12 protein-coding genes are annotated in these 14,675 nt (G+C 45.5%); 6 read left to right on the top strand and 6 right to left on the bottom strand.

Annotated elements, in window-relative coordinates:
• Nucleotides 1-704 precede the first annotated feature (704 nt).
• A complete protein-coding gene (locus HDC91_RS18955; protein WP_183554898.1) occupies nt 705-956 on the top strand; it encodes a hypothetical protein in 252 nt (83 codons plus the stop codon).
• A gap of 267 nt (nt 957-1,223) precedes the next feature.
• Here the strand turns inward: HDC91_RS18955 and HDC91_RS18950 are convergent, their stop codons facing one another.
• Complete coding sequence (locus HDC91_RS18950) at nt 1,224-2,396, bottom strand: acyl-CoA dehydrogenase family protein (RefSeq protein ID WP_183554896.1); 1,173 nt, start codon at nt 2,394-2,396, stop codon at nt 1,224-1,226.
• Nucleotides 2,397-2,643: 247 nt separating this feature from the next.
• Here HDC91_RS18950 and HDC91_RS18945 point away from each other — a divergent pair, with 247 nt between their 5' ends.
• The gene (locus HDC91_RS18945; protein ID WP_183554894.1) at nt 2,644-3,162 is read left to right on the top strand and encodes a DinB family protein; all 519 of its coding nucleotides are present in this window, start codon (nt 2,644-2,646) and stop codon (nt 3,160-3,162) included.
• Between the two features lie 73 nt (nt 3,163-3,235).
• Here HDC91_RS18945 and HDC91_RS18940 read toward each other — a convergent pair whose 3' ends face one another.
• A complete protein-coding gene (locus HDC91_RS18940; protein WP_183554892.1) occupies nt 3,236-4,537 on the bottom strand; it encodes an alpha-L-fucosidase in 1,302 nt (433 codons plus the stop codon).
• 82 nt (nt 4,538-4,619) lie between these two features.
• A complete protein-coding gene (locus HDC91_RS18935) occupies nt 4,620-4,949 on the bottom strand; it encodes an L-rhamnose mutarotase (RefSeq protein WP_183554891.1) in 330 nt (109 codons plus the stop codon).
• Nucleotides 4,950-5,107: 158 nt separating this feature from the next.
• Here HDC91_RS18935 and HDC91_RS18930 point away from each other — a divergent pair, with 158 nt between their 5' ends.
• Both HDC91_RS18930 and HDC91_RS18925 read left to right on the top strand, forming a co-directional pair.
• Nucleotides 5,108-5,659 (top strand): GNAT family N-acetyltransferase, encoded by a 552-nt coding sequence (locus HDC91_RS18930; protein WP_183554889.1) that lies wholly within the window; start codon nt 5,108-5,110, stop codon nt 5,657-5,659.
• Between the two features lie 23 nt (nt 5,660-5,682).
• Nucleotides 5,683-8,244 (top strand): phosphocholine-specific phospholipase C, encoded by a 2,562-nt coding sequence (locus HDC91_RS18925; protein ID WP_183554887.1) that lies wholly within the window; start codon nt 5,683-5,685, stop codon nt 8,242-8,244.
• On the opposite strand, the gene HDC91_RS18920 is transcribed toward HDC91_RS18925, so the two are convergent.
• The 3 genes from HDC91_RS18920 to HDC91_RS18910 form a co-directional block, all read right to left on the bottom strand.
• Nucleotides 8,241-9,494: a serpin family protein gene (locus tag HDC91_RS18920; RefSeq protein ID WP_183554885.1), complete on the bottom strand. Its 1,254-nt coding sequence runs from the start codon at nt 9,492-9,494 to the stop codon at nt 8,241-8,243. The genes HDC91_RS18925 and HDC91_RS18920 overlap by 4 nt on opposite strands.
• 69 nt (nt 9,495-9,563) lie before the next feature.
• Entirely contained in the window at nt 9,564-11,231 is a 1,668-nt protein-coding gene (locus tag HDC91_RS18915) for a glycosyltransferase family 39 protein (protein WP_183554883.1), read from the bottom strand.
• A gap of 435 nt (nt 11,232-11,666) precedes the next feature.
• A complete protein-coding gene (locus HDC91_RS18910) occupies nt 11,667-11,873 on the bottom strand; it encodes a hypothetical protein (protein ID WP_183554881.1) in 207 nt (68 codons plus the stop codon).
• A gap of 929 nt (nt 11,874-12,802) precedes the next feature.
• Here HDC91_RS18910 and HDC91_RS18905 point away from each other — a divergent pair.
• Both HDC91_RS18905 and HDC91_RS18900 read left to right on the top strand, forming a co-directional pair.
• Entirely contained in the window at nt 12,803-13,660 is an 858-nt protein-coding gene (locus HDC91_RS18905; RefSeq protein WP_183554879.1) for an esterase family protein, read from the top strand.
• 104 nt (nt 13,661-13,764) lie between these two features.
• Nucleotides 13,765-14,661: an MBL fold metallo-hydrolase gene (locus HDC91_RS18900; RefSeq protein WP_183554877.1), complete on the top strand. Its 897-nt coding sequence runs from the start codon at nt 13,765-13,767 to the stop codon at nt 14,659-14,661.
• Nucleotides 14,662-14,675: the final 14 nt, after the last annotated feature.

The raw sequence follows: 14,675 nt of genomic DNA, 5'->3' as shown, positions 1-14,675 counted from the left end.
TATCCCATCCCTCAAGTCTCGCTCTTAACATCCAGAACATCGCTGTCCTGCTGTTACGCTGCATAATTTATTCTCTATCTCTTTTAAGAACTTTTGCGGTCGTCTGTCTCAGACTTCCTATATGTTTTCGCATTTTACAATGCTTAACTTTTCAAATTTTTGAAGCTTTCGAATTGCTCTAAGCTTTTAACGTTTTTTGAAATCGTTTCCGATTTTTCTCCCTCGTTTTGGGATTGCAAAGGTAGCAACCTTTTTCTGTTTTGCAAACTTTATTTTTTTATTTTTTCGAGCCTGCTTTTTCAATTAACAACCGCTTTTCGTTTCCGATTTGGCGGGCTGCAAAGGTAGCAACCTTTGTTGAATTTGCAAACTTTATTTTTAAAATATCGCTTTGCTAAACTTTCAGAGAACATCCCGCTTCCCGATAGCTATCGGGATCGTTTGCGGGCTGCAAAGGTACGCACAAATTTTACCTATGCAAACGCTTTACGTGATTTATTGATAGTGTAGTTTTAACACGCTGAAAATGAAGCACAAAAAATTCGATTGTCCTGATCCGCGCAAAACAGGCTATAGCAGGGGGTATTACCGAAGCGCACTGCTTTGCACAAACCGGTACATTATATATATACGTGTAACTAAGCGTTATTTATTTTCATCAGTATAAAATTCTTGATATCTTTCAATTATCAAAACCAAACATGATGAAAACAGACCTATACACTAAAATCGTACTTACAATTATCGCGGTAGCGCTAACCCTTAATTTAGTTAAAAGCAGTATTACCCCTGCTATGGCCGACACCAAAAAATATGTTACGGTGCCTGTGAACGCCGATGGCAGCATCAACGTAAATATTAATAAGGTAAACGAAAGCATGGATGTAAATATTAAAAACGTTGACAGGAGCGCATTTTACTATGTTATGCCAATACCGGTAACACTGGCAAAATAGGCTTATAACTTATTGATTGTTTAGCAATTGTAATTTTGCAGGAAAAGTAATTTGATTTATATGATAATTATTAAATTAAAAAGATAATTATTTATATTTGTATCAACTAACAGATTTAATCAAACTGTCGGTTATTAGTTAATTAAAAATTTATAGAAAGCAGGTATAGCGCAAGGCCAGGCCTGCTTTTTTATTTACAAAAAAAAGCCCGCAGCGGTTAAGCTGCAGGCGTACTTAGGTAATATAATAGATCAGTATAGTTTCTTGTTATTTTAACACTTCGCGGCTGATAACGATCTTCTGGATCTCAGAAGTTCCTTCGCCTATGGTGCAAAGCTTGGCATCGCGGTAAAATTTTTCTACAGGGAAATCTTTAGTATATCCATAACCGCCAAATATCTGTACGGCTTCGTTGGCGCACCGTACCGCTACCTCTGAAGCATAGTATTTAGCCATGGCCGATTGTTTGGTAACCGGCAAATGGCGGTTTTTCAGATCAGCAGCCTGCATAATCAATAACTCGGCTGCTTCTATCTCGGTAGCCATATCAGCCAGTTTAAACGCAATTCCCTGAAAGTTGCTTATCGGCTGCCCAAACTGTTGCCTCTCCTTTGAATAAGCAACTGCTGCTTCAAACGCACCTTTGGCAATACCTAATGATAACGCGGCGATTGAGATACGCCCGCCATCAAGCACCTTCATAGCCTGTTTAAAGCCCTCGCCCTCGGCCCCTAAAAGGTTTTCTTTAGGTACGCGGCAATTGTCAAAAATCATTTCGGTAGTTTCTGATGCCCGCATGCCCAGTTTGTTTTCTTTTTTACCGGCGTTGAAGCCGGGTGTGCCACGCTCTATTACCAAGGCAGATATTCCTTTACTATCCCCTTTTTCACCGGTGCGTACCATTACTACGGCAATATCGCCGCTTTTGCCGTGTGTTATCCAGTTTTTTGATCCGTTTACAACATAATGGTTGCCATCTAAAACGGCTGTTGTTGACATGCGCATGGCATCGCTGCCGGTATTGGCTTCGGTAAGGCCCCAGGCGCCAAGCCACTCGGCAGTAGCCAGTTTTGGTAACCAGCGCTGTTTTTGCTCCTCGTTGGCAAACGCCAGGATATGACCGGTACATAGCGAGTTATGCGCCGCAACCGATAAACCTATCGAGCCGCAAACTTTTGCTATTTCTACAATAGTAGTTACGTATTCGGCGTAGCCAAAGCCCGAGCCGCCGTACGCTTCGGGTACCAGCACACCCATCATGCCTTGTTGGCCCAATTGTTTAAATAGTTGTAAGGGGAAATGCTGTTCCTCGTCCCATTGCATTACGTTTGGCCTGATGTGCTTTTCGGCAAAATCCTTTGCCATCTGGCCTACCATTCGTTGATTGTCGCTTATAGAAAAATCATAGCCCGGGGGGGCGTCTGTTAGTAAATGATCCATTTTAGAAAAGTAGATTATAATTGGTTTTTGGTAAAGCTAACGATTAATTTATGCAGTTAGTTTAACCTGAAAACCCTCCATATCAACACCAAAACGGTATTGGGTACAAATAATCGGTTTAAATGCTGCAAGATAAATTTATTATGCATGCATAGCAAATAATAAATTTTAAATTATTTTTCTCCTACTGACATAGGGCTGTCATTACCCACTCGTTTCTTTGAATTAGAAACCAAAACACAACATTATGTCACTTATTCAATTTTTCCTGAAACAGCTAAACGAAGAGTCGGAAACTACCTGCAAAATGTTAGCACGTGTGCCAAACGATAAATACGACTGGACACCGCATGTTAAAAGTATGGATGTGCGCCGCCTGGCCACCCACATTGCCGAATTGCCAACCTGGATCACCATGGCGCTGACAACTAATGAGCTCGATTTTGAGGACAACAGCTACGAATCGACATTTGTAAATAATACCGGTGAGTTGATGGAACTGTTCGAAAGAGCGCTTGTTGACGGCCGCTCGCAGTTAATTGCCGAAAATGAAAGCACACTTGATGAAAAATGGACATTACGCAGTGGTGATACCATTCATAGCGTACGCACCAAAGGCGAAGTTATCCGTATGGCGCTATCGCAGATCATCCACCACCGTGCGCAGCTTGGCGTTTACCTGCGGTTGCTGAATATCCCCATCCCCGGCAGCTATGGCCCAAGCGCGGATGAAGCAACCTTTAAACCCGAAGAAGCAACGGTTTAAGGATTTAATAGCATTCTCCTGTCATTTCGAACAAGTTTTCTCACTATCGTTCGAAATGACAGGGTGATTTATATTACTTCACCGTCAGTTTTATGATGGTATCCACCGGGTCGGCGGTTATGCCGGTGGTATATATGAACACATCTTCGGGCTGCTGTTTAAACTTAACGGTGCCGCCACTGGCAAGCAACTCGGCTTTGGCAATTTTTTGCTTTACCTGCGGGATAAATATATATCCCCCGCCTTGAGGCTCGGTGATGTGTACGTATATGGTTTTAGCTTTAACAGTGAGCGTTCCCCAGGGTTGTGCCGGTATATCGCTGCCGCGCGTACCATAAATACTTTCGCCGTTCTTTTTTATCCATGCGCCAACTATAGCCAGGGTATCGGTAAACTCCGGCTGTATCTTACCATTGGGCATGGGGCCGATGTTAAGCAAAAAGTTGGCATTGTGGCCGGCGGCGTTCACCAGGTAATGGATGATCTGCTTTGATGATTTAAAACTTCTGTCGGTAATGTTAAATCCCCAGCTGTTATTAATGGTTTCGCAGGTTTCGAGCGGCAGGCGGCTAACGGTTTGTTCGGGCGCGAAGCCGGTAGTATTGTTACCCGGCAGGTCTTTTTCAAACATCTGGAAATCTTCGCCATCCTTTGGCGCTACGTGGTGGTTATTGCCCACCATTATTGCCGGGTGAAGCTTATGTATCAACCCGTAAATTTCATCGTAATGCCAGTTTACATTTGTGCGCTCCCAGTCGCCATCAAACCAGATGCCTTTTACCCCCGGGTATCTGGTGATCAGCTCGGTTAACTGGGCCTTCATAAATTTAATGTAGCTGTCCCAGTCGCCATTAACAGGTTTACCGTCCACTATGGGGCTGCCAAAAGCATAATCGGGCCTGCCCCAGTCAAGCAGCGAGTAATAAAAATGCAGCTCAATACCTTCCTTTTCGCACTCTTTGGCCAATTCCATCAGGGGGTCTTTATGATAGGGCGTGGCATCTATAATATTATACGGCGACATTTTAGTGCCGAACATACTAAACCCATCATGGTGGCGCGATGTGATAGTAATGTATTTCATCCCGGCCTTTTTGGCAAAGGCTACCCATTCCTTAGCGTTAAAATCCTGCGGATTAAAAAAGCCGGTCAGTCTTTTATAGCTATCGTAAGGTATCTTTTTATTGTGCATCACCCATTCGCCATCGCCCAAAATGCTGTAAATACCCCAATGGATAAACAACCCGAACTTCATATCCTGGAACTTTTGCCTTTGCGCCAGGTTTTCGGCAGTGGGTGTATAAGCGCCCTGCGCCCATAAATAGTTTGTAAAAATGGCAGATAATAAACAAAACAATAATAGTTTCTTTTTCATATCAGTAATAGTTGTAGAATTAGTGGTTTACACACGATTAATCATCTGCATATTTGCACATCTGTGATCTGCACATCAATATTTACAGTTGAAATATCTTGTCCATCAGAACCCACTTTTCGCCGGCGAGCGCGCCTTTAATAGGCTGCTGGTATTTCCACATCAGGTCTTCCCACTGCTGTACCTTTTGGTTATCAGCGTCCATAGCCGCCTTTTTCGAAAACGTGAAATCATTATTCGCTTCAATAAGCATACACAGGCGTGTGCCGAGCCGGTATATTTCCATATTGATAATGCCTGATGAAGTAATACTATCTTTTATCTCGGGCCAGATGTTCTGGTGATGCGCTTCATATTCCGTGATCAGTTCTTCGTCGTCTATCAGGTCGAGGGTAAGGCAATATTTTTTCATAAGGATGGGCTTGCAGGTAATTATTGGTTGTACAAGTACGCAAATGTTTGCGAGAAAAGCAATTAACACGTGTTGTTTGCTTTACCGTTATGGCGCAGTCGCAGCCGTTATCAAAAAATTTTGTCCCGTTTGCCGTTTATGCATAGCTTAGATTTTATATGTCTGGCACTCTATTCTGTTCTGTTAATCTTAGCCTGCGCCGTTTTACGGTTGACGACGCGGCCTTTGTTTTTGAATTATTAAACACCCCTGCATGGAAAAAATTTATAGGCGACAAAAATGTTAACAGCCACGAAGACGCCGTTAAGTATATCAAAAACGGGCCCCAAAGCATGTACGCAAAACACGGGTATGGCCTATGGTTGGTTAGTATTACAGAAACCGGACGGCCTATTGGCATGTGCGGCCTGGTACAACGCGATTACCTTGACCGGCCCGACCTTGGTTTTGCCTTTTTACCCGGTTTTGAAGGTAAGGGGCTGGCTTATGAAGCAAGCATGGCCGCGTTAATTTATGTGCACCAGCATTATCAGTTGGATAAAATATATGCCATTACCCTGGCAGATAACATCCGGTCGCGGCGGTTATTAGCGCGATGCGGGTTTGTGCACGATCAGACGGTAACCCCACCCGGCGATGAGGGTTTACTTTTGTACTATTATCTTTACGATAATATAATAATACCATTACCAAACAGCACATCTATTTAAACTGTGATTTATAACTTAGCCACATGTCAGATACACGCAGAGATTTTTTAAAAAAAGCCGCAATGCTTACCGGCGCAGCCGGTTTAGCCAACATATTGCCTGCATCAATCCAAAAGGCAATGGCTATAAACCCGGCCCCGGGCACCACCTGGGCCGATGCCGAACACATTGTGCTGTTAATGCAGGAGAACCGGTCGTTCGATCATTGCTTTGGTACGCTTAGGGGCGTACGTGGGTTTAACGACCCCCGCGCTATCAGTCTGCCCAACAAAAACCCCGTTTGGCTGCAATCGAACAACAAAGGCGAAACTTACGCCCCATTTCATCTTGATATAAAAAACACCCGTGCAACCTGGATGAACTGCCTGCCACACTCGTGGGCCAACCAGGTAAACGCCCGTAACGATGGGAAATTTGACCAATGGCTTAACGAAAAACGATCGGGTGTTAAGGAATACTCGGATATGCCGCTTACCCTGGGTTACCATAACCGGCACGATCTGCCGTTTCATTATGCGTTTGCCGATGCCTTTACCGTGTGCGATCAGCATTTCTGCTCATCGCTGACAGGCACAACGCCAAACAGGCTTTTCTTTTGGACAGGCACCATCCGCGAAAAACAAAACGAAGATACCAGGGCCAGGGTGTGGAATGAGGACGCAGATTACGGTACGTTAAACTGGACAACCTACCCCGAACGGTTGGAAGATGCAGGCATATCCTGGAAATGCTACCAGAACGAGATGAGCGTACCGCTTGGTTTTGAGGGCGAGGAAGAACCCTGGCTATCAAACTTTGGCGATAACCCGCTTGAATATTTTAAACAGTATAACATCAATTTATACGACAAGCATATCAGTTATATGCAGAAACGATATGCTACCCTGCCCGGCGAGATAAACGCGATGGAGAAAAAGATAGCAGGTTTACCCAAAGGCGACGCGCATATTGACCACCTGCAGCTGCAGCTAAAGCAAATGCGTGCCGATCTTGATAATCTTAAGAACAACCCCGATCTGCTTAACCATGCCACTTTTAATAAACTCTCACAAAAAGAGAAAAATATACACCATAAAGCATTTGCTGTAAACACCGGCGACCCGCATTACCGCGAGCTTGCCACCCTTAAATATGATGACAACGGCACCAAACGCGAAATGAAAGTGCCCAAAGGCGATGTGCTGCACCAGTTCAGGGAAGATGTTAAAACAGGGAAATTGCCAACCGTATCGTGGTTAACCGCGCCCGAAAACTTCTCGGACCACCCCGATTCGCCGTGGTACGGTGCCTGGTACACCTCAGAAGTGCTGGATATCCTGACCCAAAACCCCGACGTGTGGAAAAAAACCATCTTTATACTCACTTATGACGAGAACGACGGCTACTTTGACCACGTACCGCCCTTTACCGCGCCGCATTCGCATAAAAAAGGCACCGGAAAGGTATCTGACGGGATTGATACCCGCGTAGACTTTGTAACCCTGGAGCAGGAACGCGAGCGTAAAAACTTCCCGATAGATTACGACCGCGAAAATTCTATCGGTTTAGGCTACCGTGTTCCGATGGTTATCGCCTCGCCCTGGAGCCGCGGTGGATATGTAAACTCCGAAGTTTTTGATCATACCTCAACGCTGCAATTTCTGGAGAAGTTTTTAGCCAAAAAAACCGGAAAAAAAATAAAAGAGGACAACATCAGCGACTGGCGCCGAACCATCTGCGGCGACCTAACCTCGGCATTCAGGCCATACAATGGAGAAAAGATAGCCAGTCCGGTATCGCTAAACAGGGAAAAATTTGTAGAGGGCATACACAAGGCCAAGTTTAAAAAGGTACCGTCGACCTATAAAAATCTGTCAGTCGCCGAAATAGCAATCATTAAAAAAGACCCGGCCCAATCACCTTACATGCCGAAGCAGGAACCGGGTATCAAACCATCCTGTGCACTTCCGTATGAACTATATGTTGATGGACGCTTAAATGATGATAAAACAGCGTTGGAGTTAAAATTTACAGCGGGAAATAAGGCTTTTGGCGATAATGCTATCGGCGCACCGTTTAACGTTTATGCACCCGGTAGATATGCCTCGTTCCGCGATCCGCAGCAGATGGAACCGGTACGCACCTGGAGTTACGCTGTAAAGGCAGGCGATACGGTTACCGATGCCTGGCCGCTTAACGAGTTTGAGAACGGCAATTATTATCTGCGCACTTATGGCCCTAATGGTTTTTACCGCGCGTTTAAAGGCAACGCTAACGACCCCGGCATCGGTGTTGATTTCGCTTATCAATCAGCCGGTAAACAGTTAACGGGTAATGTGGTACTTACCTTTTGGCTGGTGGGCACTACCACACCTGTAACGGTTGAGGTGGTTGATAATGCGTATAGAACCGGCACAAAGCGAATGACCATACAGCAGGAAAGCTTTGCGCCGCAAACCATTAAACTCGACCTGAGCAAACAGCACAACTGGTACGATTTCAGCATCAAGGTGAAGGGATATGCCGATTTTGAAAAAAGGTATGCCGGCCGTGTTGAAACCGGCAAACCAGGTTTTTCTGACCCGTTAATGGGCCGCGTTGTTTAGTTACCCATTAACAGCGGGTTGTTAACTATACCGGCAAATAATATCAAGCCGCTGCTGTTTTCGCGTATCACGAAAACAAAGGGCCGGTTTAGTTTCAGGTCCCTGGGAGGTGCTGCCGTAACGCCAACCTCTACAGAGGTAGCCGCGGCCGCTTCTGTGCCCTGCTCGTTAACTTCTACATACGCTTTTTGTTTAACTTCGGTAATGGCTATGCCACCGGCAGCTGATATACCGGTAAAATCGGCATCATCTGAGAAAGCCTTGCCCATTCCCATGGCCACCAGGGCATCGTTAAGGCGGGTGCTATAGCTAAACTTAAGCTTAGGGAAAAACACCTGGTCTTTAATGCCGCCGCCCATAGGCTTCATCCATTTATTCCATTTGGCGTTATCAATGCCGGCCAGTAATTCGTTAACGTTGCTGCTTACATCAGGCAATATTACAACCATGCTGTACCTGCCATTGGCATAAGGTAGCTCAGCAACCTGTGTATATTTGTTATTGCCATTATCTTCAAAATAGCTGCCATACTCCACCCTTCCACTCATAAAGTCGGCCTGTACGGTAGCACCCGTGTTGGTTACAAACGCCATTTTCCTGGTATCGGCGGCGTTAAATTTATTTTTCCAGATACTTTTAAAGTAAATGGCGTTGATAAGGTACATACGCGCATTGCCGGGGACGTTTCCGATTATTGAAGGGATCTTGCCATGCGTTTGCTCGCTTACCCACTGGTTCATCTGTTCTTTTGCTGATGCAGAGCCAAAATCAAGCGCCTGCACCTTTGCCTTGTAAGCATCGGTGTTGGTAGCGATAAAGGACGGCACCACCTCAAAGCCCTGTTTGTACCATATAGAATTGGCAATGTTAACCTCGGTATTAGGTTCCAGGTTGGGCAATTGCGTTATCAGTTTATTATAATAGGTGTTTATGGCCGCCTGGCTAAAGCCGGTAAATTCCATAGCGGTATTTATCCCCTGCAGCGTTTCGCCCTTGGCGCCGTTGCTGGTCATGCCCAGCGCAAAGCTCGCGCTCAGCGGCGACACAAACATATTGTCGGTAGCAGTACCGTTGCCATTAAGCTGTTTAACCAGCTTAAGCGTAAATGCATTGTCCGCCGCAACTTTAAGCTGTTCTTCGGATGTAAGTTCAAGGGCTTTGCCCGTATCGGGGTTATTGTCGCTTTTTTTACATGAAACAAAGCCAATAGCCAAAAGGCTTAAAAATAGCAGTGAAGTTTTGCGTGCCATAAGATCGGTTATTAGTTTTCTATTATTACGCAGGGTAAACGGCAATCGCTACAATCCCGCGTACATTTATTATTGTACAAGAGCAACTTCCATTTGCGTAACCTGTTTATTGCGCGTAGCCTTATTCAAAAAAGCCGGCTTAAGCCGCGATACCCAATAACGCTGAAACGTTGCCTTATGCTGTACCCGGTAACCCTTTGCTGTAAACCTTGCCACGACGTTTGCAGGGCCATAAAATATAAAGGGCGCCGCGGGTAGTTTCCCGCTGCCGTCTTCGCCAATAATTATCGGGCATTGGTTCAGGTAAAATTCCATGGGGTAATTGGCATCTTCCCAGCTTTGCACCACGGGCAGGTTTTGCGGGTTATTATTGTTGATCCAAACAGCAGCCTCGCTCCCGGCCTGGTATTTTAACAATGAGGGATAAAAGGCAAGGTTGAGGTAAAGATTTACTATAAAGGCAGCAATAAGCGTGCGAAAGGCGGTTTGCCTGAAATCCGTATTGGCGAAGTTGCCGGGCAGTATCAATAATAATCCAAGCCAAACCAATAATGTAAGGGCGGTATCCCAGGTAAATACTTCGGGCTTAAAAAAGTACTGCAGCGCGCAAATTACCAGCAATAACAAAACCACCACAGCAATTTGCACCCCTCTGATTACTTTAATGGTTTGTACCGATTGCAAAGCGGCTAAATATTGCGCGGTTATGATAGCGAAGAACGGGAATACGATATTTAAATAATGCGGCAATTGAAATTTTGAGGCCGAGAACAGCAGGAAGGTTAACATAGCACCGCTGATGCAAAGCCACTCGCGTTTTTGCACGTCGCGTAACCCGGTTTTAACAAAATGCCATATCGCCGCGAACAACATCAACGACCAGGGCAAAAAAGCCCACAAGGTGGTATGCACAAAAAACGATGGGTCGCCGTGGCCTTTTATAGGGCCGGTGTTAAAAAACCTGCCGAACTGGCTATCCCAGAAGAAAAATTTAATGCCCGATACATGGGTACGGTCGAACACCATCTTTTCGGGATGGGCATCAAATTGTTGGTACAGGCAATAAATTTCGGGCAGGATGAATACCAGTATCAGCACAGCGGCCAGCAGCCAGCGCAGGTTAAAAAGCTGTTTCCATTGTTTGGTGATAGCCAAATGCCCTACTATTGCGCCGCCAATCGGCACAAGGGCAAACATCCCTTTAGTCATGATGGCGCAGGCGGCAAAAACAGCCCCCCATACTAATTGCCAAAAATTATTAAGGGTATATGTTTTATAAAAATGATATACTGACGCGATGATGAGCCCGGTTAAATAAGGCTCGGCACGCACATCGTTATTAGAAAGTATGATGTGCTGCGCCGTAAGCAATATCAATACCGACCACAAGGCTACTTGTTTGTTATAAAGCTCTTTAGCCAGTTTATAGGTATATGTCGCACCCATCAGCATAAATAAAATACCCGGCAGCTTATACGCCCAGCTAGTAAAGCCAAAAAGTTTAAATGAAAGCGCCGTTACCCAAAACGGAAAATGCGGCTTATCCAGCCAGTCGGCATTATGTACAAACAGCTGCACATAATCGTTTCGCTGCACCATGGTTTTGGCGATGACGGCGTACAGTGTACCGTCGGGAGCCAGGATAGGTATGAACAACCCGCTGAAATTAAGCAGAACAGCAAGCCCTGTAAAAAGGTATAACCATTTGGTTTTATCAGCGGTTTGTGTGTGGTGCATGCGGTGGTAAAGGTAACGAGATGCGGAAATATATTGCTTATCGGAATAAAAATGTTTAGGTGTAAATAATGAGTTTGATCCCATCTTTATCTTGTTATTATTTTGATGCGGGAGCAGGGAACCTTTTTGTTCTTCGTGAGGAATAGCAATGGGTTAGTGAAACGTCAGCGGATGTTATTTTTCTTTTCTCTCAAAAGAAAGTAACCAAAGAAAAGTCGCGGCTGCGTCCTGTTCTTTGAAAGGGTGTGCTAAGGCAATTCCTGTGCTATCCGAACAGGCCAATGCCGCATTTTGAGGTGTCGTTAAGTTTGTCAGGCTCGATTTTCAAGAGCGAATGGCCTATCGAAGATTGCACGCTACGCTCGCCATGATGTGTTTGAGAAAATCCTTAAATCAAAAAATCCTACAAATCATGGTTCAGGCAATTTCTTCCCGTCAGCAAAGCAGCTTCGGACGAAAGCGGGCAGAACGATGTGGGCTGCGGGCGGCAAGGGCATAGGGAATTTTGCTGAAGCGCGGGCGATGTGCGGCGAAGCGTGGGGCAAAAGTTTCCAGCCCGTGGTTCTGCACGGTTTGCGGGGTAAAGGCAATGCGGGCAAGAAGCCTTTTTGCTGACTTGAATTTTTGCTTCTTTTGTTTCAAGACAAAAGAAGTAGCCCTCCGCGGCAATGAGCGGACTTGCGTTCATTTTAGCACAGCACTTTAACAGTTCTTCGTTAGGAATGGTAGTGAGTTATTGAGCCGTCAGTGGATGTTACTTTCTTTTCTCTCAAAAGAAAGTAACCAAAGAAAAGTCGCGGCTGCGTCCTGTTCTTTGAAAGGGTGTGCTAAGGCAATTCCTGTGCTATCCGAACAGGCCAATGCCGCATTTTGAGGTGTCGTTAGGATAGTACTTTCTTTCTTTGCACAGGCTTTTCTATCGAAGATTGCTACGCTTGCAATGAGGGTCAGACGAGCGCAAGGCTTCCTGTCAGAGTGAGCGGGCCGGGCGTATGGCGGGAATGACGGTTTAGCTTTTTTCGATGGATTGGAGCGCAGCGAACAATCGAGAAAAAAGCGTTAAGAACCGGCAGGGCGGGCTGAAGCATCGCTCTGACTTGATCTTTTGCTTCTTTTCTATCAAGAGAAAACGGCGAAGCCCTCTTGAGCACCTTAAAAAAACAAACAACAGCGAAAAACAAGTAGCCCTCCGCGGCAATGAGCGGGCTAACGATCCGTAGCAGCACTGACCAAAAGAGAGTGCATCGTCTCGCCTTACCCATCTGTTAACGAAAGTTTCATCCCGATTAAAAAGACCCTTCCACCTGGTAAGTGTGGTGACGCCATTGTGTCACCAAAATTGTCAATGGTCTGATTTGCAGGCGTTCATGAGTGTTCACGGTGTTCACGTGCGCCGAACGTGAACACTTTATAAAGCTCAGTTGATCCCGGCTTTCCTGGGCGGCTAATACAAGTCCTTAAAAATCTGGCAATCAAAAAATCCGTGTACTCCCGGTTCAGACATTAATTTAATTTCCTAAATTTAGCAAACCTGCAATACCCCTTGTTGCTAAACCAAATTTAAAACCTTCATGAAAAAAATTGCCCTTTTATTGCTAATGCTTTGCCCGGCAGTGCTGTTTGCCCAAACCGGTAAGGTGTACGATAATTTAACGCTGACCAGCAAGATCCTGAAAAGCGAACGCAAATATGCAGTTTACCTGCCTCCCGATTACGAAACCAGCGGGCGTAATTACCCGGTGCTATACCTGTTGCACGGCGCCGGCGATGACCAAACCGGCTGGGTGCAATTTGGCGAGGTATTGAACATTACCGATAAGGCCATCCGCGACGGCGTTGCCACACCGATGATCATTATTATGCCCGATGCCAATACCGGCAGGCGTGGTTACAACAACGATATTAAAGGTGATTGGAATTATGAGGACTTCTTTTTTAGCGAGCTGGTACCATTCGTCGAAAAAAAATACCGTATAAAAGGCGAAAAGCGTTTCCGCGCTATTGCCGGCCTTAGCATGGGTGGCGGCGGTAGTTTTGTGTATGCGCTGCACCACCCCGAAATGTTTTCGTCGGCCTGCCCGTTAAGCGCGGCTACCGGTTTTCTTAGCCTGGAAGATGCTAAGGCGGGTATCAGCAAAAATAACCCGGGCATGGCCGATAGCGCCATAAGCAACTATTATAACCGTTACAGCGTATTGCCTTTGATAAACGCTATACCCGACGACCAAAAGAAAGCCATTCGCTGGTTTATGGATGTTGGCGACGACGATTTTTTATACGAGGGCAATGGTTTAGTGCATAACCTGATGCGAAAAAAAGAGATCCCGCATGAGTACCGTGTACGTGATGGAGCCCATAACTGGACCTACTGGCGCGCATCGCTACCTGTTGTGCTGGAGTTTGTATCGCAGGCTTTTCATCAGTATTAACTGGAAAAATCTAAACCCTAAAAAGAAAATTTAAAGCGGTTCTCAACTTTAAAATAAAACATAACTTTAACTAATTTCTGATTATCTGACCTTTAATCTCTAATATGGAACGCAGAAAATTCTTAACAAATACAGCTATAGCCGCGGGATCGCTGGCCTTTTTAAGCAACAAAAGTTTGGCGGCAATGCTTACCCGGCCCGAGTATAAACTTACACCATTACGCAACAACGTGGGTATTTTTACCGAGCAGGGGGGTACCATTATCTGGATGGTGAATAAGGAAGGCATCGTTTGTGTGGATGCAGAGTTTCCCGAACCGGCCAACCACCTGATAGCCGAACTGAAAAAGAAAAGTGATAAGCCTTTTCAGTGGCTGATAAACACCCACCACCACGGCGACCATACCAGTGGCAACATCTCTTTTAAAGGCATCGCCAAAAACGTAGCCGCGCATGCCAATTCATTAATTAACCAAAAGGCGGCAGCAGTAAAACAAAAATCAGAGGATAAGCAGTTATACCCCGAGATTACCTATACGGATAATTGGAGAACTAAAGTAGGCGGTGAAACTATCACCGCCCACTATTTTGGTGCGGGCCATACCAACGGCGATAGCTTTGTACACTTCGAGAATGCCAACATCGTTCACTGCGGCGACCAGGTGTTTAATCGCATGCACCCTTATATCGACCGCAGCGCAGGCGCGTCTTGCAGGCATTGGGCAGTTGCTTTAGAGCAGGCCCAAAAACAGTTTAATAAGGACACCATATTTGTATTTGGCCACGCATACGACCCCGTAAAGGTTACCGGAACCCAGGCCGACCTTAAAGCCATGCAGAATTACATGGAAAAACTGGTTGCTTATGTTGGGGGTGGTATAAAATCAGGCAAAACCAAAGAGCAAATTTTAAGCGCTACCGCTATTCCCGGCGTAACCGACTGGCAGGGTGATGGGATACAACGCAGCTTAACCGCCGCCTATGAAGAATTAACAGCATAATATTTAATTACGCT

The organism is Mucilaginibacter sp. AK015 (assembly GCF_014200785.1).
GTDB lineage: Bacteria > Bacteroidota > Bacteroidia > Sphingobacteriales > Sphingobacteriaceae > Mucilaginibacter.
This window is presented reverse-complemented; position numbering and strand designations above follow the sequence as displayed.

Bases quoted from the DNA above. Each gene is read 5' to 3' on its own strand.
- HDC91_RS18955 (WP_183554898.1), top strand. From the start codon at position 705: ATGAAAACAGACCTATACACTAAAATCGTACTTACAATTATCGCGGTA.
- HDC91_RS18950 (WP_183554896.1), bottom strand. From the start codon at position 2,396: ATGGATCATTTACTAACAGACGCCCCCCCGGGCTATGATTTTTCTATA.
- HDC91_RS18945 (WP_183554894.1), top strand. From the start codon at position 2,644: ATGTCACTTATTCAATTTTTCCTGAAACAGCTAAACGAAGAGTCGGAA.
- HDC91_RS18940 (WP_183554892.1), bottom strand. From the start codon at position 4,537: ATGAAAAAGAAACTATTATTGTTTTGTTTATTATCTGCCATTTTTACA.
- HDC91_RS18935 (WP_183554891.1), bottom strand. From the start codon at position 4,949: ATGAAAAAATATTGCCTTACCCTCGACCTGATAGACGACGAAGAACTG.
- HDC91_RS18930 (WP_183554889.1), top strand. From the start codon at position 5,108: ATGTCTGGCACTCTATTCTGTTCTGTTAATCTTAGCCTGCGCCGTTTT.
- HDC91_RS18925 (WP_183554887.1), top strand. From the start codon at position 5,683: ATGTCAGATACACGCAGAGATTTTTTAAAAAAAGCCGCAATGCTTACC.
- HDC91_RS18920 (WP_183554885.1), bottom strand. From the start codon at position 9,494: ATGGCACGCAAAACTTCACTGCTATTTTTAAGCCTTTTGGCTATTGGC.
- HDC91_RS18915 (WP_183554883.1), bottom strand. From the start codon at position 11,231: ATGCACCACACACAAACCGCTGATAAAACCAAATGGTTATACCTTTTT.
- HDC91_RS18905 (WP_183554879.1), top strand. From the start codon at position 12,803: ATGAAAAAAATTGCCCTTTTATTGCTAATGCTTTGCCCGGCAGTGCTG.
- HDC91_RS18900 (WP_183554877.1), top strand. From the start codon at position 13,765: ATGGAACGCAGAAAATTCTTAACAAATACAGCTATAGCCGCGGGATCG.